Genomic DNA, 24,024 nt, shown 5'->3' with positions numbered 1-24,024 from the left:
ACTAGCGGCGACACTCGGACAACTATGGAAATACATCATTTTCATGGAGTTCCACGTTTGTACATGTCAGCCATGGCAGTTGAACATATGAATATAAATATATGACTGCATCTGCGGAAAGGATGTGAATGCGTGACTAAAGCTAAACGTACATCTTCGATCAAGACAGCACCTCCAGCAGCCAAGCAGACTGTATCAGACAATGGAAGTTCCGAGCTCCCTTCTAAATTGGAGATAATGCCGGAAATACCCATACCTGCGCGTTCAACCCCTGCAATCATTTCATCAGCCTATCCCCTGTTTCATCCTTTGCATGTTCTCATGGTTATCGATCAATTAAATGTTGGCGGTACTGAAACCTACACCTTATCCCTTACTCGAGAATTGCTTCGTCAAGGCGTTAAGGTCGTCATTGCCAGCAAGAGAGGAAAGCTGCTTCATCCCTTTATCGGACTAGGCTGCCCGGTATACGAACTGGACTTCGTTATGAGCAATTATGAACCGAATGTCGATTATTACCCGGAGCTGCTGAACCTGCTTGCTTCGATTATCGAAGCAGAACAGATTCATCTTGTTCATGCGCATCAATTCCCTTCCGGCATATTGGCCAAGAAGGCTGCAAATGATGCCCATATCCCATTTGTATTTACCGTTCATGGCACTTATTATGAACCGAAGATGTTAGATGAAATCCGCGAATCAATGGTGATCAGTGTAAGTCCAGCGGTCGAACGCATGCTGTTAACGAACAATATCTCTTCTCGACTGATCCCAAACGGTGTAGATGTCACGGAATATCAGGCATTTAACCCCGATTATAGAGAGCATCTTCGCAGCAAAATGGGAATATCGCCACGTGCGCAGGTTATCGTTTATGCAAGTCGGCTAGCTTGGGAAAAAGCTGATATATGCAAGGAGCTCATCCATGCCGTGGCAAGCTTGCGTAAACAGGGGTACCCTCAGTTGCATCTCATCATTGCAGGCGGCGGCAGAGAAGAACAGGAGATCATCGCGCTTGCAAATCAGATGCAGCAGCAGGTCGGTCAGCCATTTATCACTTTTGCCGGCGAAGCGCTCAACATGCGCAGCTATTATGCTGTATGTGATTGCGCCATCGGCACTGGACGCATAGCTTTAGAAGCTATGGCTTGCATGCGCCCTTTCATCGCCATCGGAAGCAGAGGCTTCCTCGGAGCGATTTATTTCGCCAATTCATCGAAGGCATGGGACAGCTGGTTCGGTGATCATTCTATTACGCCTGAACCGTTCACACGCGAGATGCTGATCGATCAAATCGATTGCGTATTGAGTATGAGCATAGAGGATAGAGTCAATTTATCACGCTGGGGCAGAAGACATATAGAAGAACGCTACCCTATCTCAAACGTCGCCAAAAAAGTAATGGACGCCTACGAACATGCCTTGCTCACAAATAAAATAGCAGCACACTCCGTATAATTCCCAGCAATATTCCCTGTGAAGCATTGTGTTGGGAATGAGCTAATAAGGAGTGTGATTTGCAAGATTGGAGGGTATAGGATTGGAGGCAATAGAATCGGAATCCTATCAGATTGTGCCTTGGGACCATCTTATGACCGCCCCGGAAACCGAAGGTAAACCTGCTGTTGGAACGGTGCTCGAGCAATACGTGCCGCCTGAATTGGAAGCATTGGCGTGGAAAGTGATGGAACAATATGATATGCGCGTATCGCAGATGGTGCTAATCACTTCCAAGCCAGACAAAGGCGGAGCGATATGGCGCATTGACACCGATAAAGGCCCGCGCAGCATCAAGGTGCTGCATCGTACCCCGCAGCGCAGCCTGTTCAGCATTGGCGCACAGCAATATTTAGTAGAACAGGGAGCGAGAGTTCCAGCGCTTATCCCGACCATCGACGACCAGCTCTATGTCGAGGCTGGAGGCAAGGCATGGATCGTCACGGATTGGATCGACACTCTAATACAAGCCTCGAAGATCGACCTCGAAGGCGCATCCGCGCTGTGCCAAGGTCTCGGCGAGTTCCATCTATGGTCGAAGAATTATGTCCCTCCGCACGGCGCGGCGAAATCCTCACGTCTGTACAACTGGCCGAAGCATTATCAGAAGATCTTGACCAAGATCGGCTGGTTCCGCGATATCGCGGAGGCATATCCTGAAACGGCTGGCAGTGCACCGCTGCTTCAAGTAATAGATGAATTTGAGCAGCAGGCGCGTGAAATGCTTGATCGCCTTCAAAACTCGGCATATTCCAGCATGGTAGCCATGGGCGAGTCTTATTGGGGACTCGCGCATCAAGATTATGGCTGGTCCAACGGTCAGATGGGACCAGGCGGTATATGGGTTATCGACCTCGACGGCGTGGCCTATGATCTGCCGTTCCGCGATCTCCGCAAGCTGATGACCAGCACCATGGACGATATGGGCGTATGGGATATCACGTGGATTCGCGGAATGATCGAAGCCTATAACAGAGGCAATCCGCTGGATCAGGAAATGTTTGACCTTCTCTGGATCGATATGGCTTTCCCGAATGAATTCTATAAGCATGTGAAGGAAATGGTGTTCGATCCCGTAAACTTCATGAACCTGGAGCTGGCACCGATCCTGCAGCGTGTGCTCACCACAGAAAGTACCAAGTGGCAGGTACTTCAGGAGCTGCTGAACGATCGTGACAAGTATCCCCCTGGTGACTATATGCCGCAGCATGAACCGCTTCCGTGGGACATCGAAGTGCCTGATTCCGAGCTTATCTCCGCAGGCAAGCAAGGACTCGAGCGAGTCTCTGAAGAATCATTCGATCCGGAACAACCATCCCGTAATGACGATCCGCCTCCCCCACTAGTTTCACAAGAAGTTATCGCTCCAGATCTGCCGCAGCCTGGACCTGCTTTCTTTCCATTGCTGACACTTCCGCGTATAGCTCCTGCTCGACGCGCAGCAAGGCGCCGCAAGCGTCGCAAACTGCGGCCTCGCTTCTCTGTCGCAGTTCGCAAGCGTATCAGAGGCACAGCAAAGAAGAAGCCAAAGCGTCGAGCAGCAGGCAATACCACCCGCTTCGTTAAGACCGCTCGCAAGGCTAACGGCCGACTCGCGATCAGAAAGCGTCTGGCAGCCAGAAGATCAGCGCTATCTGCTAGAAGAAGCCGAAGCAGACGCAAAATGGCGTGACGAAAGGAGGACGATAACAAATGAATGTGCTGATGATATGTACCGAGAAGCTGCCTGTTCCCAACATTCGCGGCGGTGCTATTCAAACCTATATATGCGGAGTTGCCCAGCAGCTAGGAAGGCATCATCGACTAACGATACTTGGCCGCACAGATCCAGAGCTCCTTCCCGATGAAATGGTGAATGGGATTCGATATGTCCGGGTTCCGTCAGAAGGTGTATTTGATGTATACGTTGAGGGTGTCGTCAGCTTTCTGAACGAATCTGCAGAGGTTTATGATGTCATTCACATCTTTAACCGTCCGCGCATGGTTCTCCCTGTCCGTCAGTCAGCTCCTAATTCGCGAATTATTCTAAGTATGCATAACGATATGTTCAATCCGACCAAGCTTCGGCAAGATGAAGGGGAAGCCGTGATCAAGACGACTGAACAGATCATCACGATCAGCGACTTCATCGGCCAAGAAATCACTCGCTATTATCCGCAGGCTGAGCCAAAGCTTCGAACGATATACTCGGGTGTGGATCTGGATCGCTTCGCGCCATGGAAGGAATCACAAGCATCGCAGCAGAATCGGCAATCGCTCAGAGCAGAGCACCAGATTGGCTCCAAGAAGGTCATCTTGTTCGTCGGTCGCTTGTCACGTAATAAAGGACCTCATGTGCTCGTTCGAGCCATGTCCCATTTGCGGCATCAAGATGCCGTGCTCGTCGTTGTAGGCGGGGCTTGGTATTCCGATAACCGAGTCAGCGATTATATCGCCTACGTCCGCGCTTTGGCAGCGCGCTCGCAGCTGCCTGTGCTGACTACAGGCTATGTAGACGCTCATGAGGTTCATCGTTGGTTCTGTGCGGCGGACATATTCGTCTGCACGTCGATCTGGGATGAACCATTGGCACGAGTTCATTATGAGGCGATGGCTGCAGGACTTCCTTTCATCACTACAGCAAGAGGCGGCAATCCTGAGGTTATTCTAAACGATAACGGCATGCTCATTACAGACCCTTACAATCCGCTCGAATATGCCGAGAAGCTGAATCAGATGCTCTCCAACATGGACCAATGCCACCAAATGGGACTGCGCGGCAGAAGACTGGCAGAGCAGCGATTTACCTGGGATCGGGTAGCGCAAGATATTTTATCGGTATGGACGTGAGCTGTATATTTACCCATCACAAACATGCCCGGGCTTCTTTAGCTCGGGCATGTATTGGATTCATCACAATGGGAAGAGCTTAGTACAACTGTCTGACATATGCGATCTCTCTTGCCAACCCGGACTTCAAGTCCATTGTCGGCGAATAACCGAGCAGGTGCTCGGCTTTGCTAATGTCTGCCCAGGTGCTCTTTGGCTCGCCTACTGGAGCGCCTGCCGATTCCACCCTCGCCTTCTTCTGGAGCAGCTCTTCCAGAATCGCGATACATTCATTTACAGACGCACGTTCCTTGCCCCCAATATTAATTGTCTGTCCGACAATTCCCTTAGCGGACGCAGCTGCTGCAACTGCGCGTACACAATCTTCTATATAAGTAAAGTCTCTGCTCTGGCTGCCGTCTCCGTACAGCGTAATCGGCTTCCCATCAAGCATCTGTTTAATAAAGCGATGAAAAGCCATGTCCGGTCGCTGACGCGGACCATAAACCGTAAAGAATCTCATGATGACAATCGGAATACCGTGATCCTCGCCATACACACGGCATAGGTGTTCACATGTCAATTTAGTAATACCATAAGGCGAGAGCGGTTCGGGGATAGCGGACTCATCAACTTTCCCCTTCTTCTCGCCATAAACAGATGATGTAGATGCAAAGATCAATCTGTTGATCGGATATGCTCTGCATCCTTCCAGCAGTCGCTGCGTAGCTACGATATTATAGTTGGCATAATGAACAAAGTCGCTTCCCCAGCTCGATCTTACGCCCGGCATGCCCGCTAGATGATAGATGACATCTACCCCTGGCAGCAATTCGTCCCACGCTGCTGTCATCAGATCAGCAGCATGAAACGTAAATCGAGGGTGCTTAAGCAGCTCCGCCACATTCCTTTCCTTGATCCATACGGGCGTCGTCAGATCTATATAGGCATCCAGCCCAATGACCTGATTCGATTCATTCTTAAGCAGTTCTTCACAAAGATGCGAGCCTATAAAGCCCGCTGCACCTGTCACCAATATCGTCTTCATTACCGTCACCCATTTCCGATTCCTACATACGTAAAGCCCACAGCTTGAAGCCGCTCACGGTTGAGCATATTTCTGCCGTCAACTAATAGCGGTTGCTTCATAGCCTTCTTCAGTGAAGCCCAATCCGCATCAGCGTATTCAGGCCATTCCGTACAGATGATTGCTGCATCTGCCCCACTAAGTGTATCCTGCAGATCAGCAAACTGGGCAAGGTTGTCCGTTAACAATGGAGCAGGCATTCGAACGACGGGATCATGCACTTGAACGATTGCCCCATGCTCCACTAGATAAGAGATGATCGATAAGGAAGGCGCTTCACGCATATCATCGGTTCCTGGCTTGAAGGAAAGTCCAAGAACGGCAATCTGTTTGCCTTGGAACGATCCTAGCCGCTTTCGCATCCTTTCAAGCACATAAATGTATTGCGTTTCGTTAATGGCTACAACATCCTGCAGAAGGCGCAAAGGTTCTCCCAGCATCTTAGACGTATGCAGAAGCGACTTCACATCCTTCGGGAAACAGGAGCCACCAAAGCCAATGCCTGCGCGCAGGAATGACCTGCCAATACGCGTATCGTACCCCATTCCTTCAGCTACATCAGAAATGGATACATCCAATTGATCACATAATCTTGCCAATTCATTCATGAATGAAATCTTGACTGCCAAGAATGAATTGGAAGCATATTTGATCATTTCTGCCGTTGCCGGAGAGGTTACGAGGTACGGGCATTCCAGATCGCGGTACAATCTCTTGAGCTGCTCAGCTCCTGCTTCTGTATCGCTGCCGATAATGATGCGATCAGGGTGAAAGGCATCATGCATCGCACTGCCTTCTCGCAGAAATTCTGGGTTCGATACGACATCGAACGGAATAGACTGCGACTGCGCCTCGCTGATCCACTGCACGACCTGCCGCTGAGTACCGACCGGTACCGTACTCTTCGTTACCAGCAGCTTATAATCATCCATTGAAGCACCGATCGTTGTTGCCGCCTGGCGTACATACTGCAGATCTGCTCCTCCGTCTTCCATGGAAGGCGTGCCAACACAGATGAAGATCACATCATGGTGTTTTACTGCTTCGGATAGATTGGTGCTGAATGATAGTTTTCCAGATTCGATATGCTTCTTCAGTAAAGTATCCAAACCCGGTTCATAAAATGGCAATACGCCATTCTCTAAATCTTGAATCTTGCGTTCATTTGAATCTACTCCTACCACATTCCAACCCAGCTCTGCAAACAACAGCGCAGTAGTCGTTCCTACATACCCTACACCTACAACCAAAATGTTCATACATCTGCCCCCCGAGCAATGGTCACCGCATGATGCTCGTTCACGACAGCATCTGTTATTTCACGCTGGCAAAGAGTCACACCGTCCAATATGATGCTGCCTTTAACCTGACATCGTTCTAACGTAACATTTGGACCAATGACGGTGTAGGGGCCTATCACACTATCGCTCACTTGACTGCTTGGATGAATCATAACAGGCTGTATCACCGTACAATGCTGCACATGCTCATAAGAATCTTCCAACTCTTGCGCTGAATAAGATTGCAGAACCCAACGGGTAGCTTCCAGCCAGCGTTCAATCGTACCTACATCCGTATGCGATAGCTTCGTCACATCATATGCAATTGAAAATTGCCGATCAATCAACCACTGAATGGCATCCGTTATCTCATATTCGCCTCTCCGTGAAGGAGAAATCGCATGAATCGCGTCAAATATATGAGGAGTAAATGCATAGGCGCCTAATATCGCTAGATTGGACTTCGGATGGGAAGGCTTCTCTTCCAGGCCGATAATGCGTTGATTAGCAATCTCTGCAATGCCGTAATCTTGAGGTTTTACTACCTCCCCAAGCAGTAAGGCACCGTCACAGCGTTTTTGCAGGATGGAGTTCTGCAGGCCAGCTAGAGACTGTTCGATCATATTGTCCCCTAGGAGAAGCATAAAAGAATCCGATCCTATAAATACTTCCGCTCGTTTAACAGCGTCTGCGATTCCAAGCGGTCTTTCTTGATACAAGTAAGTAATATCGGCTTCCCATATTGTGCCGTCTCCTACACAATGACGAAACATCGCTTCCTGCGCGGATTGGATCACGATACCGATGTCCTTGATGTTCAGTGCGATCAATTTTTCGATACTATAATGAATAAGTGGTTTGTTCGCTACCGGAAGCAGAGCTTTCGAGATGTCATTCGAAAAAGGTTGGAGCCTAGTGCCTTTACCTGCACAAAGAATCAATCCCTTCATAAGGTTCGCTCCTTGTCTTTCGTCGAGATGCATTAAAATATGATTTCTAGCAACAATGAGGAAGGGCGATTGTAAGCTAATAGGGAAAATATACGGATGTACTTGTCTAGCGGCATGTATTTAGAAAGCTAAACATCCACGATTAGCCTCATACATTTACCCAAACATATAGGAGATAGCATCATAAAATAGCAATGAAACTTATAGAGTTTCGATCTTCTATGAGAGGATTTGATTCGGTTGGGTAAATTCGAAAAGTGTAAATCCGAACTATACAAACACGGGTTTAACGAAATCGAGGAAATCGAGGTCGAGTACGAGGACGGTAGCTCAAGTAAATTCTGCTACGAAGACTTGTTGAATGAAGGCAACAAGGATTCAAAGGACGATGCTCTGCTGGATTGGTTGTCCGATATCGACTGGGACTCCGTTGAAGAAATCGAAGTTGAGCTAATGGACGGCAAGAAATTCGAGATAGACCTGGAAGATGAGGATGATGATAAGAAAAAGCATAAGAAACATAAAAAGCACAAGAAGAAACATAAGAAGAAAGACAAGTGTGATTGCGGCTGTGAAGACGACGATGATGACGATGATGACTGCGACGATGACGATGATGATGACGATGATGACGATTGCGACGATGATGATAAGAAAAAGCACAAGAAGCATAAAAAGCGCAAGAAGAAGAAAGAGAAGAAGCATAAGAAGAAAGACAAGTGCGATTGCGGCTGTGAAGACGACGATGACGATGATGACTGCGACGATGACGATGATGATGACGATGATGATGACGACGATGACGATTGCGACGATGATGATAAGAAAAAGCACAAGAAGCATAAAAAGCGCAAGAAGAAGAAAGAGAAGAAGCATAAGAAAAAAGACAAACATGAACGCGACGACGATGATGACGATGACGACGATGATGAGGAAGACGAAGACTAATAACAACCGGCACCGCTCAATGAGCCGCTTTGATTCCACTGGAGTCAGGCGGCTTTGCCGCATATAGTTATTTTTTTACATTTAATAACATTATTATCACTTGCATTTTTTAATAGGAATGTGTCAAAATCAACAATAAATATTGTAAACTGGAGTTCGGTCAAACTCTACAACATGATAAGATTTCGATTACATTAAGGCAGGTGTTTACCTTGTTACGACTAACGCCGAGATGGCGGTGGATTGTTCATCCATTTATCCTATTTACAATTGTATTGCTCCTGAAGAGTGCTTTAGCGTGGTTTGTTATTTTTGAGGATGGACCTTCTTGGAGCATATTTGTAAAGGAGCTTCCTTTCATATGGTTGTTGTTCTGCGCCATTGAGTGGTTTGCAACGAAGCGAAAGATTCCCATTTATCTAACTGTCAATCTCGTTCTGACCGGGATCCTGTTCGCTGTTATCATGTACTACAAATATTACGGAGTCATCGCTACATACCATGCGCTTGAGCAAGTGAATCAGGTAACTGCGGTTAGCAACAGTGTATTCTCGCTATTGGACCCCTACTTCCTGCTCATTTTCATTGATATCATCGTATTAGCGGTCTGGCTGTTCCGCAGCGATAAAGCGAAGCAATGGCGCAAAACCAATGCCGTAAAACGCAGAAGAGGCTTCGTGCCTGCCATATTCGCCCTTTCGCTGTTCCTGTGTCTGTTCAATGTGCTGCCTAACAGAGCCAGCATGAATGAGATCGTGAAGGCAGAGCAGATGGGAATTCTGAATTACGAAGCTTACACGATCCTTTCCAAAAATAAAGAACCGGAAGTTGTACCTACCGATCAGATTAATCAAGCTGCTATCGATGAACTTAAAGGCATATCGCCGGTGGCCAATCCTCGTTTAGCAGGTGCTGCCAAAGGCAAGAACCTAATCGTTATTCAGATGGAATCTTTTCAGAACTTCCTGCTGGGGTTAGAGATTGAGGGTCAAGAAATTACTCCTAACATGAACAAACTGATGGAAGAAGGCTTATACTTCCCTAATTTCTATCAGCAGGTTGGGCAAGGCAATACTTCTGATGCAGAATTCGTCGTCAATACATCCATGTATATCCCTCGTAACGGTGCAGCATCTGGGGAGTATGCATACAAACAGCTGCCCAGCATGCCGAAGTTGCTTAGTGCTGAGGGATATCAGACCGCTACTTTCCACACGAACGTAGTCGAGTTCTGGAATCGCAAAGAAATGTATGCCGCGCTTGGCTTCGGTACTTATTATGATGCTGAATATTTCAAAGATGAGGACAAAGTTTTCTTCGGATCCTCAGACGAAGTGCTTTATCGCAAGACAACTGAGAAGCTAATGGAGATGCAGGCGTCAAACCAGCCGTACTACGCACAGATCATTTCCATGACCGCCCATCACCCATTTACTATTCCGGAAGATAAACCGCAAGTCCAGCTCCCGGAACGCTATGATAATACATTGGTTGGAGATTACATTCGAGCTCAGAGCTATGCCGATAAAGCATTAGGCGAATTTATTGCCGAATTGAAAGAGAGCGGCATCTGGGATGACAGCTTAGTGGTCATTTATGGCGATCATCTAGGACTGCCTATCTACTCGCTCGATGACCATGAGAAAGATCTCATGGCTGAGATCTACGGTCATGAGTATGGATATGCTGACATGATCAATATTCCATTGATGATCTTCGGGGATGGTATTGCACCCGAAACCGTTAAGCAAACAGGCGGTCAAGTTGACATCCTGCCTACGGTTGCTAATCTATTGGGGATTTCGTTGGATGAGCAGATCCATTTCGGAATCGACTTATTGAATCAGAACACGAATATACTGCCTGAGCGATATTATTTGCCATCTGGCTCCTATCTGAACGATTCGACTTTGCTTGTATCAGGGAGCGGTTATGAAGATGGAACGGAATACCCTTTGAAAGCAAATAGTACAGAGCCGATTCAATCCTCAAATGATGAGTTCGATCGCGCCTTGCAATTATTGAATTTATCCGATAGTTTTGTACAACAGCTGCCTGATCGATCACCGATCGAGCCATAATAACTGCGGCCTCTTTCACAACAGTCTGGTTCTGACTTAGTGAAAGAGGTTTTTTGTATGTCCCCTTCAATGAGATGTAACAAATTCTATAACGTGATCTGCCACCACCTTTAAGCCGCTCGTCTCCGCTTGTTTGAGTTAATTTAGCATAAATATTGGTATGTTTTGTTAAGAGTGCAAACAAAGGTTTATACTAGTCTGGTAGACCTTATTTACAATGGCTGTTATTCTTGATAATAGACGTCCGAACGGGATGACTCTACTCTGATCAAGTCCGGAGGAAATGTTCACATGACTCAAATGAGAGACCGAATCGCACTTATCGCAGAACAAGTCCGAACTCAGATGGACTTAACGGTGTTAGAGAGCGGTTGGTTTTTGTTTCGAAGATTTGCAATTGTATCGCTTCAGCCAGAGGAAAACTCCTTCATAAAAGCGGAAGTGAGAGATAAACAGGCCTATGAGGTCTTATTACATACTGAAACATTAAGCCTAAGCAAATGTTCCTGTGACAGCGGTCCATTATGCCGCCATCTGGCTGCCGCTTTCTTTCAAGCTTACAATATGTACGGTTATCATTCAGCAACCTTCCTGGCTTCCTGTCGCCAGTACCAACAGTGGCTGTTGGAGGAAAAGCCCCAGATCGCTGCCGCGCCGGCTGCTCCTGAAATGATGGCTAATACGAACACTACGCTCTTTCGTACACCTAAAAAGATAATCGACAGCGCTGCCCTCCCCCTTCCAATACATACACCAGGGGAGTGGCACGCTTTCTTTGCCGCTAACTTTGACTTCAAGGAAGATGTCATTGATACTTCAATTGTGCATACGGCACAAGCCTATTATGAATATGCCAACTCCGATACATGGGAACCGACTGTACGGCTGCTATATCAGCTTCACGTTCAGCTGTTTCTGCTGCAGGCCATAGATCGCAATATGCATGGTCAGGCGTCAGACTGGTCATTTGTCCGTATCCAGTGGAAGATGGAAGATCAATATATGGCCGCCCTGCAGGAAATAGAGCAGCTGCTTGAGCAATTATCGCCGGAGGAAGCCTATCATAGCTATCCACAGGCGGTAGCGTCCATCAAGCAATATGTGATCGACAGTGAAGCCAATATTGAACGGTCCAGCATAGATTGGACATCCATTTATCAGCTTCTGTGGGAGCAATTGCTCAGGCAGGCTGATTGGCAGGAAGTCGAATATACTAGAATCGAAGCCAGTCTTCGATATGCTACACCTGAGAGCAAGACCTGGAGATACCTGCAGCGAATCGCAGCCTGGCAGGAAGTGCTCCAGGGACTCGATGCTGCGGCCATTGATCGTCTGAAGTCCGTTGGAACGCAGGACAAATTGGTATACTATTGGAGAATTATGTATTACCACGCTGACCGGAATCAGTGGTCAGCGCTGCTCCGCTGGATCCACTTCGTAATGCCAGCTATGGAACGTGCTTCACGCAATGACTGGGCCGTATTTATGCGGGCATGGGGTCAGGGCGCTGAACATCAACCGGATGCGAAAGTCTGGCATCAAGTGATGGTCAGCTACCTACATCTTACCTATTGGTACTATTGTGACTATCTCATGAAGAAAGGCTTGTACCGAACCTGGGTTGATATTCACTTGTACCGCGGCATCTCACCGCGGGAGATCAACAAGGATATGCTGCGGCAGCTGGAGCAGCAGGATCGTGAACTGCTGCTGCCCCTGTATCATCAGTCCGTTGAGCGCGCGATCGCAGGGCGGAACCGCGAAGCATATCGTGATGCGGTGAGGCTGATGAAGAAGCTCAAGCAGATCTATAAGACGCTAAACCGCGTCCCTGTCTGGGAGCGGTACATACAATATATTTCTCACCAGCACTCGCGGCTGCGTGCGCTTCAAGAAGAAATCAAGAAAGGAAAGCTCCTTTGATGATAACGACTAAACCAATCGTCCCCCGCTGCAAGATGTTGGATAACGGCAGTGTATTTCTATGGAAAGAGCTTGAACATGGGTATAATCCTGTTGCCTTCAAGCACCTGCTGTTCGGCTGGCATGCACCTTCCTGCTACGGTACGATGCTGGAAATCCATGAACAGCGAGGCGTTGAAGGCTTCATCGTGCCGCCGCTCATGGCGATGCATTACTTCTGTCAGGTATCGCCGATTGAAGCGGCTGTTATTCATTGGAGCGATGAAGCACAACTGCTGATGCGTATCGCATCGTTGCTGCGCGAAGCCCTCAAACACGGCTGGTACACTCCCGATATTGATAAATGGAATGAAGGTTCATTTGGCTGGAAACTCAAGCTGCCAGAATCTCTAGTCGGGACTGCTGCATCCCTATGGCAGGAAGCCAAGCGGCTGGAACTCGGACCCGTTCATATATGGCTGGATGCGATCATAGCAGAGCTTATCGAGCAGCATGAGCCTCTCGAATCCGCGTGGAGCAACTTGCGTTCCGAACAGCCTATGCTGCCGGATCAGGCGGATCTTATGGGGATCGATAGACGCGCTCCGTGGCAGAGAGACGAAGAAGATTGGCTTGTCTCCTTGGGGATTAAGGAGGATCCGCTGCCATTCCGCACAGGCTTGCGGCTGTTGGAGCCATATGGTGATGAGCATAGCTGGTCGCTTGAGCTCGTCCTGCAAGATAAGGAGAAGCCCGAGCGTCTCCTTCGACTGGGGCATGATTCGTGGGATAACAGCAATACCGTGACTACGGATAACAGCGTGTCGGAAGAACATCGCATTCCAGCACATTGGGAGCCATATATCAAGGAGCGTGTGGATAAGAGCTTAAGCTTGTGGGCGCTGCAGCTTCCCGAGTTAACAGACAGCGAGTATCCTGAACGGCTTCGCAACAAGCTAACTAACGATGAGGCATGGAAGTTTCTTTCGGAATACAGCGCTCGACTGCTCGCGGAAGGCACAGCTGTCTTCCTCCCTTCCTGGTGGGAATCGTTAAAGCGCAGCAAGCTGCGGATGAAAGCCAAGATGAAGTCATCAGCAGGCTCAGCGGGAAGCTCCATGCTCGGAATACAGCAGTTGCTGGACTTCGACTGGAAGTTTGCGGTCGGCGACATGACGCTGACCGAAGACGAGCTGGAGCAGCTGGCACGTCAGCAGCAGCGGCTCGTGCGATTTCGAGATCGCTGGATCGAGCTCGACCCTGCAACGTTAGCTCGAATTCGCGCTGTTATGAACCGCGTGCGTAAGAAACGCGGCCTAAGCTTCAGAGACGTGCTTGAAATGGTGCTGCAGGATGACATGAACAACTGGGACGAAGATTCCTTGTTGGAACGCGATGACGAGGACTACTTAAAGTTCGAGATTGAGCTTAATGAAGCGTTAACCGATATGATCGCTAAGCTCCAGCAGAAACAATCAATGCCGCTCATTCATGCACCGGAGAGCTTCTTAGGCTCGCTTCGCAAATATCAGACCGAAGGCTTATCCTGGCTGCTCTTCCTCCGACAGTTTGGACTTGGAGGGTGTCTGGCAGATGATATGGGACTCGGCAAGACGATACAATTTATAAACTATCTACTCGTGCTTCGCGGACAGAACCAACTGTTAAGTCCCGCAATTTTGATCTGTCCGACCTCAGTTCTCGGGAACTGGCAGAAAGAGCTGGAGCGCTTCGCACCTAGTCTGCGCGTCTACATTCACTATGGCAGCAACCGCAAGCGCGGGCCTGCTTTCGTGCAGGTTGTTGAAGATGTAGATCTCGTCCTGACCTCGTACACGACTGCGCAGATGGATGAAGATGATCTGGCACAGATAACTTGGAGCTGTGTATGCCTAGACGAAGCACAGTACGTAAAAAATGTATACACGAAGCAATCAGCCGCTGTTCGTCGCTTGGAAGCCCAGCATCGCATCGCATTGACGGGTACTCCGATCGAAAATCGTTTAACTGAGTTGTGGTCGATCTTCGACTTTATTAATCCCGGTTATCTCGGAAGCCTGAATGAGTTTAGACATCGCTACATTTTGCCGATCGAACGCGATCGAAATGCTGAAGTGATTCAACAGGTACAGAAGCTGATTAATCCGTTTCTACTCCGACGTGTTAAGAAAGATCCTGCCATCCAGCTCGATCTGCCGGACAAGAATGAGATGAAGGTATATGTCCCATTAACGGTTGAGCAGGGCACGTTGTACGAAGGTATTATTCAAGATATGCTCGACAAGATCGACCGCCTAACTGCGATGGAACGCAGAGGGCTCATCCTAGCTACTCTGACCAAGCTAAAGCAAGTATGCGATCTGCCTGATCTGCTGTTGAAAGGGCAAATGGATGAACCATGGGTATCCCGCTCCAACAAAGTGGAACGCCTGCTCGATATGGTCGAAGAGCTGAGGGCGGAGGGAGACCGATGCCTTATCTTCACTCAATTTGTCGGCATGGGTGAATGGCTGCAGCGCACGATATCCCAGCATACCGGTGAGCAAGTTCTATTTCTGCACGGCGGCGTTCCTAAGAAGAAGCGCGATGAGATGATTGCAAACTTTCAGAACACTGACGCTGCTGACGCGCCTGCTATCTTCATTCTCTCACTTAAGGCTGGAGGCACGGGGTTGAACCTTACGGCGGCCAATCATGTGTTTCATTTTGATCGCTGGTGGAATCCGGCAGTTGAGAACCAGGCTACAGACCGCGCCTTTCGGATTGGCCAGACGCGGGATGTTCAAGTTCACAAGTTCATTACGCTTGGTACGCTGGAAGAGCGAATCGATGAGATGCTTGAACTGAAGCAGGGCTTAAGCGATTCAATCGTGACTGGCGGCGAGAATTGGATCACAGAAATGTCCACCGAGCAGCTTCGAGAGCTGTTCACACTGCGCAGAAGCTGGGAGCAAGAGGATTAGTTCGCATCCCGTGAGCATCCCTTTCGAAAGGAGCTGTAGCATATGGCCGATGAGCCTGATAAGCCGGTGCAAAGAGAAGGACTGCGTCCTGAGAGTGCTGATTCGCAGCAGCATAACCTCTCGTTGGAGGAGCGGGCAGCGATGGACGCCTTTCTGCGTGAACATCCGCATCTCAAGCAAGCATCACCCGCTTGGCAGCAATTCTATTATCGAGTCAGAGCCGCCATACTGAGCGGAGACTAGGCGATAAGCATAGTTTACTATACGCATGTCAGGCTGCTGTTCTGGACATTCTATCCATGAGGATATGTTTTCATGTCCACCATATCATGGGGAGCCGCGTTATGGAACAGCAGCCGTCTGAACAGGTAGAAGCGTTGGCATTAAAGAAGAAAGCCGTTTGGGAGAAGAATATACTGCATTCTTTGCTTAGATCAATGCTTGCCAGTGCGTTTATCGGCTTCGGTGTCGTCGTCGCTTATTCAACCGGCAATTTGTTTGATGCTGTTCATTCCCCATTCGCTTATCCGCTTGCAGCCTTAACCTTCGGCGCGGCTATCATATTGATCGCTTATGCGGGGGGAGATCTGTTTACAGGCAATACCTTCTACTTCACTTTCGCAACCTTGCGAGGCAAGACTACGTGGAACGATACACTTAAGATTTGGAGCACCAGCTATTTGGGCAACTTAATCGGCGCTATTCTATTTGCCTTGCTGCTATGGGCATCCGGTCTATTTGATGGAACATTAAGCAATCCCATGTTCATACATGCGGTTGAAAAGAAAATGTCCGTACCTATAGTTCAAGTTTTCTTTCGCGCGATATTATGCAATTGGCTCGTATGCATGGCTTTTTTTGTCCCGATGGGTCTTAAGGGCGACGGACCGAAAATGTTCGCAATGATCCTGTTGGTCTATTGCTTCTTTATTGCCGGATTAGAGCACTGCATCGCTAACTTATGCTCATTCTCAATTGCACTGGCTGTGGATCATCCCGCTTCGATCAGCCTGCAAGGTGCCCTTCACAATCTAATTCCTGTTACGATCGGCAACATCATCGGCGGCAGTGTATTTATGGGTATGGTCTACTACTACTTGTATCCGAATAATAAGTCCGAAAGCTTTTGAGTAAAAAGTCCTTCCCTCTCTCTTTGCCCTCTCGTATACTGTAGACAGTGATATGTTTACATGCGATAACCAGCATAGGGAGGGGGTTTTTTTGTGAAAATTGCTCGTCGATGGCTGGCATTTATGCTCATATTGGTGCTATTGTTACCCAGTGTCATATATGCAGATCCAATTCCGCCTAAAGATGGCTTAGTTCAAGATACAGCAGGTATGATTCCTAAGGAATCGTTAGACAGCATTGAACAGGCCGCGCAAGGCAGCTTGTACACCTTTTACTTTCTGACGATAAACAGTCTAGATGGCGAGAATCCGGCTGACTATGCCTCTTCTGTCTATGAAGCTTGGCAATTGACTGCTGACGATGTCATAGTTCTGTTATCTAAGAATGATCGCCGAGTTGAAATGAACTTCAATAATCCCGCATTGCAGGCTAAGATTGACGCATTGCCTGAAGACTATAATGGGGATGGATCTTCTAAGTCGAAATTAAGTGAATTCGTCGATCATCATTTCATTCCATCAGCGAAGGAAGGACGCTTCGCGGACGGTGCGATCGCCTTGATGAATGCCACGAATGAGCTAAAGGCGCCTGCTGGTTCCGTGTCTCCTGTGACACCGACACCTTCGCCTGTAACACCGTCTAAGCCTGAAGGCAATACGCCTAAATCGGAGACTCAGACACCTCCTGCTTCTAACAAGCCGTCTAATCCAGGCAGCTCTGCTGCTGTCAATCCGATCAGCAATAGTCAGCCGATTCACATTCCATGGTCGACTATACTGATTGTCTTAGCCGCTCTATTGGTCGTTGCAACGGCGGGATTCTTCTTCTGGTCCAAGATTCGCCATCAGCGGCTTCAGAAGCGTATCCCAGGAATAATGGCTGATCTGAACCGTTCCTCTGAACGGAATCGACCATATGCAAGCCTATATCAAGGCATAACCTTGCAAACTGCTGAAGCGATTGACCGTGAGATTAATGAGCTGCTAGTTACGCTGAAGGCGGTACTTGATCAGCTTCAACAGATCGGCAGCGTACAATATTTCCGCCGCTCGGTATACACCCAGCTTAAGCAAACGATCGTACAGCTTAAGGATTATGAAGCGAAGACTGCCTCTATCATGCAGCGTGTAATCGTGATTGAAGAGACCGAAAAGCACGTTAGCTCCGGCCTCATAACGGAGAAGAGCGACCTTCGACAGGTGCAGTCCACGCTAACGCAAGAGCAGACTTCGCGCAAATGGTCGCTTGGGAAGCTTGAAGAACGCAGTAAACAGCTGGCGCAAGAATTTCAAGCCATTGATGATTTGGACGCGTTCGATCCGCTTCAAGCGGATACGCGCTTCATCGAGGCTCAAGCGGCGCACGATCGCTTGGAGCAGGATGTTGCAGCGGTGCCTCGTTTTGCGGAAGCATACCGCCAGTTCCCGAACGAAGCAGCAGCGCAACGCAATCGCTTCGAAGCCATTGTGCAAGAGCACAGCCTGAAGCTCGTGCATATTGATCCTTATTCGCGAATTGAGGAAGCTCGCGCAACTATGGAACGGATGTTCATTGTACTGCAGGATGGGGATATACCGGAGGCAGAACGATTATCGGAACGTTCTGGTCAACAACTGGCTGATGCTGTGCAAATGGTACAGCGGCTTGCTGATCTGAAGCTTAAGAATGCGGCAGATATCGATCGAGCAGCAGGCAAGCTTACGGGCTATCCAGAAGAGGACCAACAGTTGCGTGTCCTAACTGATCGCGTTCGACATCTCTACCGCACAAAGCACTGGGAAGCGCAGTGGCAAGATTATCTTGGCATTCTGCATGTTCTTCCAACAGCCGCTCGTCAGCTCAAGCAAGTACGCACATGGAGCGAAGTCGAAGTTCAAGAGTACGAGCTGGCACGAACCGCGCTAGATGAGATATTTCATCATTTGCAGGAGCGGGATAAGCGTGCCCAAGTATATTCGGAGTTGGTCCACAGCTTGGATCAACAACTTGAGGAGTCTAAGCGTCGGTTCACCGCAGGTGACAAGGCATTAAGATCAGGCGGCAGCATCATCAGCCGCAATCAACTGGTTCGCCAGTGGAATCAGTTGGAGCAGCAGCTGCAGCAGTTGAACAACAGCATCATGTCCATGCTAAATGAGCCGCCTTACGATGTAGATCTTCTTCTTGAACTGAGCAGCCGCTTCGTTCAAGATGCTGAAGCTTACCTACAGGATGTTGAACGCACCGCTGCGCTTAAACAAAGCGCTGAGAGCAAGATTCATGATCTAGAGCGCAAATATCAATCCACATACAGTCGAACACGCAGCAAAGTAAATGCATCACGGTACAACCGAGATTACTCTAATGTTCAGAACCAGGTTCGCAATCTGATGTCTCAAGGGAGATATGAGGATGCTGCTTATCAAGCTGGAGCTCTAGCAGGCATTATATCCGCTATGAATTCCGCTTATGAGCACGTAATTGCTGAGGAACGTCGGGAAGAAGCTGCTCGACGCGCAGAGGAACAGCGGCGGTCGATGAATAATTCTTCAAGTGGTTCGAGCTGGGGCAACAACTCCAACAGCTCAGGAGGATCATCGTGGAGCAACAATAACAACAACTCTTCGGGCGGATCAAACTGGTAGTTAGAGTGGATTCAACCTATTGAAGGCTGAGACGTCATTTATATGCATCTCAGCCTTCGATCATTTCACCGTTCATATAATAGGAATATAGATATAGAGCTTTGATTCATCGGATTCTCTCCCCTTGAACTCAGGGCCGTACAGCTCAAAGTCATCACGGCAATCGAGACTTAGATCCGTGTTAGACAGCCACGTGCCCCAGATATATTCATAGCTGGCAGGCAGCACCTTCGTCGGCCCCAGATGCTCAAAAACGGCATATCGCCCCGGTTGCAGTACGCATGCGCACATCTTATCGGGAACGGTACTCTCAGGATAAACCTCATATCCCGCCATCTGTTCAAACGGTGATTGCTCGGTAAACTCCTGAAACGATAATGCGCTGGTCGCCCTGCATATTCCATATCCCGTGCGATGATCCTTAATCCCCGCTATTTCCTGCCGTCTCGTTATCAACTCATCCCAGATGTCCGGAATTCGATTATGCTCCAGTGAGGTCCATCCCCTCGTCCCGATAACGTGGATGGAGCGCTCTAACACCTGAATCGTCGGCTCGATCGTAATATGATCCAATCGATGATACAGCCTCTTGCCGAGGAGCTGCCCTTTCTCACTCATAACAGGTCGAGTTCCCCGTGCGCGAAACTGGTACGGAGCAGTTCCATACACCCGCTTGAACGAACGGCTAAAAGCAGCCTGTGATTCAAATTGATAGTCCATCGCGATGTCCATGATCGGGCGATTCGTTCCTAATAGCTCCCGCGCTGCTTCCGTCAGCCGTCTTTTGCGAATATAGTTGCCGATGGTCTCTCCTGTTAACGCCATAAATATCCGATGAAAATGTGAATGAGAAATATGCACTTCACGTGCAACATCTTCTGCCCGGAGCGGCTCACAAAGATGTGCCTCGATATATTGTACAGCGCGTTCAATCGTGTTTTTCGTCATCAGCCGCCCCTCCTATCAGGCTTGTGTATGATCTGCCCAGAATTGTGGGCCGTATTCCTTCGTCTGGAGCTTTACCTCAAAGGTATGAGCTTCTAACTTATCTCCAACCTTAAGCTTATACCACGGGTTCAACAATGGTGAGCCAAAGCATACATCTACTGATCGATCCTCCAGATCGAACAGCATCGAACGCAGCGTACCAAACCATTGCTCATAATTGTGAATCGCTAGCCCTGTCGGGTATTCCGTCTCCATCAATCGCAGCAGATCGCCCTTCGCAATAAGCCGCTCTTCCTGATTCATCACACGCTCCAGCGTCTCAAGCCGTACCATCGAATTACCCATAATCCGTGGTTGAACCTGAGCGACTTCAGTGAATAGAGGGTGATTCGTAGCGATAAGATGCGACATTTCGCTCTCAACGTCCACTAACCTTGTTGCATATATCCCATCATACGTCTCAATGAGCGCAGTCTGTCCCTTTAGATCCGTGACAAGCATATTCATATTCGAGGCGATCGGTATTTCCTTTAAGGTATCTAATGCTTCACTTACAGTGCTGCATTTTTCTAACAGCAGGCGCACGACAGCCCAGAACTGCAGTCCCTCTGCACGCGGCTTGCGCATTCCAGGGAGGTCTCCAACAGGCTGCCCACACGCGGAAAATGTCACACATAATCCATGCTCATTCATTCCCTCACTGCGTCCGAACAATTGGATGGAGAATCCGGTATGCGTATACGCACCCGTCATTCTCGTAGAGCACAGCCGCATATCATCCATATGCGGGGCCAAATCATAAGTGCGCAGTACATAGGTACGCTTATCAGCTGTCCGATTCGGAAGCACTGCGCAATGACTGCAGCCTGACGCAATCTGAGTGTTCGCATAATAGATCAGTTTCGACGAAGGTACCTGCAGTTCCTCCGCAAATGCTCCCAATTCCTCGTTCCACGACGGATTTATGCTCTCAAATATTCTCTTTTTTGCAGTTAATACATGCGCAGGCAGTTCCTCCTTCAACACAGACAAATCGAGCAATTGCGGCTGCCGCTTTACTTCCAGCCCCTGCTGACGCCCAATCTCAGTCGCACTGCCTTCAAGCATCGTAAAATAAGCAGTCACTTTATCCTTCATCTTCATCATCATTAACTCCTCTCTCCTAACAACTAAGCTACTCACTCATTGTAGAACAACTGCATTTTATTAATTTGATACTTTTTACCTTGTTCACTATCTTCTGTTTTCAGTTTCCATATCTTTCGTCATCTATCTCCTAATGAAGCAGGAGCCCCCTCGAGAGTATGCCCCTTTATTTCCCTTTATGACCCTTTACGTCCCTTTATGTCCTTCAGCAGCCCATTTGACTGCTATCCCTTTCTCTCAGGATCCTATTTTTCTTGGGCTTTCTCCTTGCTTTATAGGCGCACCTCTCAAACTCTACTTGAACTTTACTTGAACTTTACTTGTACACTTCCTGAACTCTTCTTGAACTCCTCTTGATCTCTTCTTTAACTCTTCTTGAAATGGATATCCTCTCACAGCCCATTTGACCAATATCCCATCTTCTCAGGTAACATCCATTTTCAAACTCAGTCTCTCTTCAGACTTTAGCTTCGATTTATACATCAGAAATTTACTAATAATGGTTGATAAACGAACATTTGTTTGGTATAATTTACTACAGATAGGAACATACATTCGTGCATTGATGAGGAGTGAGAATGATGAACAAATTGAATGAGTGGAATACAATTGAGGAATTATTACTACATTTTTCTGACGAACAGGTTTGTGTTTCCTATCTATATAATATAAAGTGGCCTCATGGGTTTAAATGTCCCCGCTGCGATTATTCATATGCCTATATTATAAGTACACGACGTTTGCCTTTATATGAATGCGGCGCATGCAAGCATCACACCTCGCTCACAACAGACACCATTATGGAAAATAGCCGCACCTCTTTACAGAAGTGGATCACCGCAATATGGCTAGTTTCTCAACATAATATCAACATCAACACAGTTCAACTCAGCTCGATTATTCAAGTAACTTATAAGACCGCCTGGTCCATTCTGCATAAGATTCGAGCCATTATTAGCGCTTCAGATAACGAACAGCCTCTGAAAGGTGTCATTCAAGGGATTGTTGATTATCATGGAAAACCATATTTTCGTTCTACAATGGAGCTTCTTCCTAAAGAGCATCCACTTATTGTAGCTGCATCCATGGACACAGATGAGCAGATGGTCTGCCTCAAGATGAAACGCGTCGATCGACAGCAACTTAGCGGTAGAACTTTACGCCCTATCGTTTGCAGTGATTTCATCAATCATCATACATGCACAGATATATCCAGCATTACGATAATTCCTCATCCTTATCGAGCTATACGATTTCGTCATCTGAAAAAAGTGTTTCAGCAAGCCCGCAGTTGGATGATTGACACCTTCCAAGGAATTGGACCAAAGTATCTGCAGAGGTATTTGGATGAATTCTGTTTTCGCTTCAACTCCTTATCCAAGCCCTATTCTGCATGGGATCAATTAATCAGCCTATCCATGTCTACTCATTACAATTTCGTATCCAGACATCATACAATGTCCTCTGTATACGTTGCCGCATAAGCCTGTGTTTTACGACACATTCTTAACAATTCATAGTTTTATATTTGTTGCTCTCTTAATGCTATCTAATCGACCCAATAAGCATTCTTCTAGCTTCTCTCGCACTTTCAATACTGCTTGGCCGTCGACACTTACACTTGCACTTGCACTTGCATCATTCTAGTTTCTCGCGTACCTTTCCTGAGCTTGTGGGATATTGGTCAAATGCTCGTACCATCACTCATTACATTGGGCACTCATGCACTTCGTGCTTGGTTTTTGAGCTGCTCAATATTTACACCTGCGTTATTCTAGGTTCTCACAATTCTAGATTCTCGCATCCCCTTCCTGAGCCCTTGGGATATTGGTCAAACGCTCTGCAAGACATATAACTCTCTTTATCCTGTCACAAAATAAATAAAGGAGCAGACCAAAGTCATTTACACGACCCTGGAACCACTCCTACTAAATGTGAATGTATAATGATAATGTTATATGATTGCATTAACTCTTAGAGAGCACCCACCGTCTCTAGCCAAGCCTTCGCGATCAGCGCATGTCCTGCTGGACTTGGATGCACGCCATCTGGCGCCCAATAAGCACACGGTGCTTTCGTAGAAGCCTGAGCAAACAGACCGTCTAGCGGCACTAATGCGGCACCATATTCACGAGCAAGATGGCGTACAACATCTATCTTTGGATCCAGATCTTCACGCCAAGTCTTACGATCTTCAGGCACCGGCAAGACAAATGGCTCTACCAAGACAAGCTTGGCGTTGGTTCGGGAAAGTGTGCGCTCTATTATATCTCGATACCCTGCTTCGTAGCTTGCGGTAGAAGTAATATCATTGCCGTCATAGCGACGCCATGTGTCATTGATCCCTATGTAGATCGATACGATCGTCGGCTCTAACGCGATGCAATCGATATCCCAGCGTTCTTGCAAATCCTTGACTCGGTCACCGCTTATCCCGCGATTATAGAAAGTCACATGCTTGTCAGGATATTTGGCGCCAAATAATCCTGCCGCCATTAGAGCATAGCCGTGCCCCATGTCTGTCGCACTCGTACGAACACGACAGCAGTCTGTTATACTATCGCCTTGAAATACTACGATATCATTTTCCTTCAGCAACATTACCATGGACCTCCTCATCATCACTATCTATTCATTATAAGATCATTTTACATATTAT

Annotated in this window: 17 protein-coding genes and 1 pseudogene; 12 read left to right on the top strand and 6 right to left on the bottom strand. The window is 47.9% G+C overall.

What is annotated here, in order from left to right:
• Positions 1-132: 132 nt before the first annotated feature.
• The 3 genes from ACXX53_RS10025 (at position 133) to ACXX53_RS10015 (ending at position 4,326) form a co-directional block, all read left to right on the top strand.
• A complete protein-coding gene (locus ACXX53_RS10025; RefSeq protein ID WP_458568504.1) occupies positions 133-1,458 on the top strand; it encodes a glycosyltransferase in 1,326 nt (441 codons plus the stop codon).
• Between the two features lie 82 nt (positions 1,459-1,540).
• Positions 1,541-3,169, top strand: coding sequence for a CotS family spore coat protein (locus tag ACXX53_RS10020; RefSeq protein ID WP_458568503.1), 1,629 nt, complete (start codon positions 1,541-1,543; stop codon positions 3,167-3,169).
• A gap of 20 nt (positions 3,170-3,189) precedes the next feature.
• Positions 3,190-4,326, top strand: a complete 1,137-nt coding sequence (locus tag ACXX53_RS10015) for a glycosyltransferase family 4 protein (protein ID WP_458568502.1) — start codon at positions 3,190-3,192, stop codon at positions 4,324-4,326.
• Positions 4,327-4,405: 79 nt separating this feature from the next.
• Here the strand turns inward: ACXX53_RS10015 and ACXX53_RS10010 are convergent, their stop codons facing one another.
• The 3 genes from ACXX53_RS10010 to ACXX53_RS10000 are packed head-to-tail and all read right to left on the bottom strand — an operon-like array spanning position 4,406 to position 7,622.
• Entirely contained in the window at positions 4,406-5,353 is a 948-nt protein-coding gene (locus tag ACXX53_RS10010; RefSeq protein WP_458568501.1) for an NAD-dependent epimerase/dehydratase family protein, read from the bottom strand.
• Between the two features lie 5 nt (positions 5,354-5,358).
• Positions 5,359-6,651 carry a UDP-glucose dehydrogenase family protein gene (locus ACXX53_RS10005; RefSeq protein WP_458568500.1) on the bottom strand — a complete coding sequence of 431 codons (1,293 nt, stop codon included), beginning with the start codon at positions 6,649-6,651 and terminating at the stop codon, positions 5,359-5,361.
• The gene (locus tag ACXX53_RS10000) at positions 6,648-7,622 is read right to left on the bottom strand and encodes a sugar phosphate nucleotidyltransferase (RefSeq protein WP_458568499.1); all 975 of its coding nucleotides are present in this window, start codon (positions 7,620-7,622) and stop codon (positions 6,648-6,650) included. Before ACXX53_RS10000 ends, ACXX53_RS10005 begins: the two co-directional genes overlap by 4 nt.
• A gap of 240 nt (positions 7,623-7,862) precedes the next feature.
• On the opposite strand from ACXX53_RS10000, the gene ACXX53_RS09995 reads away from it, so the two are divergent.
• From ACXX53_RS09995 to ACXX53_RS09965, 7 genes are all read left to right on the top strand, one after another.
• Positions 7,863-8,570 (top strand): hypothetical protein, encoded by a 708-nt coding sequence (locus ACXX53_RS09995; RefSeq protein ID WP_458568498.1) that lies wholly within the window; start codon positions 7,863-7,865, stop codon positions 8,568-8,570.
• A 212-nt stretch (positions 8,571-8,782) separates the two neighbouring features.
• A complete protein-coding gene (locus ACXX53_RS09990) occupies positions 8,783-10,651 on the top strand; it encodes an LTA synthase family protein (RefSeq protein WP_458568497.1) in 1,869 nt (622 codons plus the stop codon).
• Positions 10,652-10,942: 291 nt separating this feature from the next.
• Entirely contained in the window at positions 10,943-12,574 is a 1,632-nt protein-coding gene (locus ACXX53_RS09985) for an SWIM zinc finger family protein (RefSeq protein WP_458568496.1), read from the top strand.
• Entirely contained in the window at positions 12,574-15,516 is a 2,943-nt protein-coding gene (locus tag ACXX53_RS09980) for a DEAD/DEAH box helicase (protein ID WP_458568495.1), read from the top strand. Before ACXX53_RS09985 ends, ACXX53_RS09980 begins: the two co-directional genes overlap by 1 nt.
• 42 nt (positions 15,517-15,558) lie before the next feature.
• Positions 15,559-15,759, top strand: a complete 201-nt coding sequence (locus ACXX53_RS09975) for a hypothetical protein (RefSeq protein WP_458568494.1) — start codon at positions 15,559-15,561, stop codon at positions 15,757-15,759.
• 101 nt (positions 15,760-15,860) lie between these two features.
• Positions 15,861-16,646: a formate/nitrite transporter family protein gene (locus ACXX53_RS09970; RefSeq protein ID WP_458568493.1), complete on the top strand. Its 786-nt coding sequence runs from the start codon at positions 15,861-15,863 to the stop codon at positions 16,644-16,646.
• A gap of 93 nt (positions 16,647-16,739) precedes the next feature.
• Entirely contained in the window at positions 16,740-19,271 is a 2,532-nt protein-coding gene (locus ACXX53_RS09965; RefSeq protein WP_458568492.1) for a TPM domain-containing protein, read from the top strand.
• Between the two features lie 72 nt (positions 19,272-19,343).
• On the opposite strand, the gene ACXX53_RS09960 is transcribed toward ACXX53_RS09965, so the two are convergent.
• Positions 19,344-20,219: an AraC family transcriptional regulator gene (locus ACXX53_RS09960; RefSeq protein ID WP_458568491.1), complete on the bottom strand. Its 876-nt coding sequence runs from the start codon at positions 20,217-20,219 to the stop codon at positions 19,344-19,346.
• Positions 20,220-20,234: 15 nt separating this feature from the next.
• Positions 20,235-21,368: a C45 family autoproteolytic acyltransferase/hydolase gene (locus ACXX53_RS09955; protein ID WP_458568490.1), complete on the bottom strand. Its 1,134-nt coding sequence runs from the start codon at positions 21,366-21,368 to the stop codon at positions 20,235-20,237.
• Positions 21,369-21,943: 575 nt separating this feature from the next.
• Here ACXX53_RS09955 and ACXX53_RS09950 point away from each other — a divergent pair.
• Both ACXX53_RS09950 and ACXX53_RS09945 read left to right on the top strand, forming a co-directional pair.
• Positions 21,944-22,129: pseudogene (locus tag ACXX53_RS09950) on the top strand (transposase); the annotation flags it as partial.
• A gap of 36 nt (positions 22,130-22,165) precedes the next feature.
• Positions 22,166-22,849 carry an IS1595 family transposase gene (locus ACXX53_RS09945; RefSeq protein WP_458568735.1) on the top strand — a complete coding sequence of 228 codons (684 nt, stop codon included), beginning with the start codon at positions 22,166-22,168 and terminating at the stop codon, positions 22,847-22,849.
• Between the two features lie 490 nt (positions 22,850-23,339).
• Here ACXX53_RS09945 and ACXX53_RS09940 read toward each other — a convergent pair whose 3' ends face one another.
• Positions 23,340-23,966, bottom strand: coding sequence for an SGNH/GDSL hydrolase family protein (locus ACXX53_RS09940; protein WP_458568489.1), 627 nt, complete (start codon positions 23,964-23,966; stop codon positions 23,340-23,342).
• Positions 23,967-24,024: the final 58 nt, after the last annotated feature.

It is taken from the genome of Paenibacillus marinisediminis (assembly GCF_054343325.1).
Note: the sequence above shows the minus strand (reverse complement) of the source record. Positions and strands in the feature narration are given on the sequence as shown.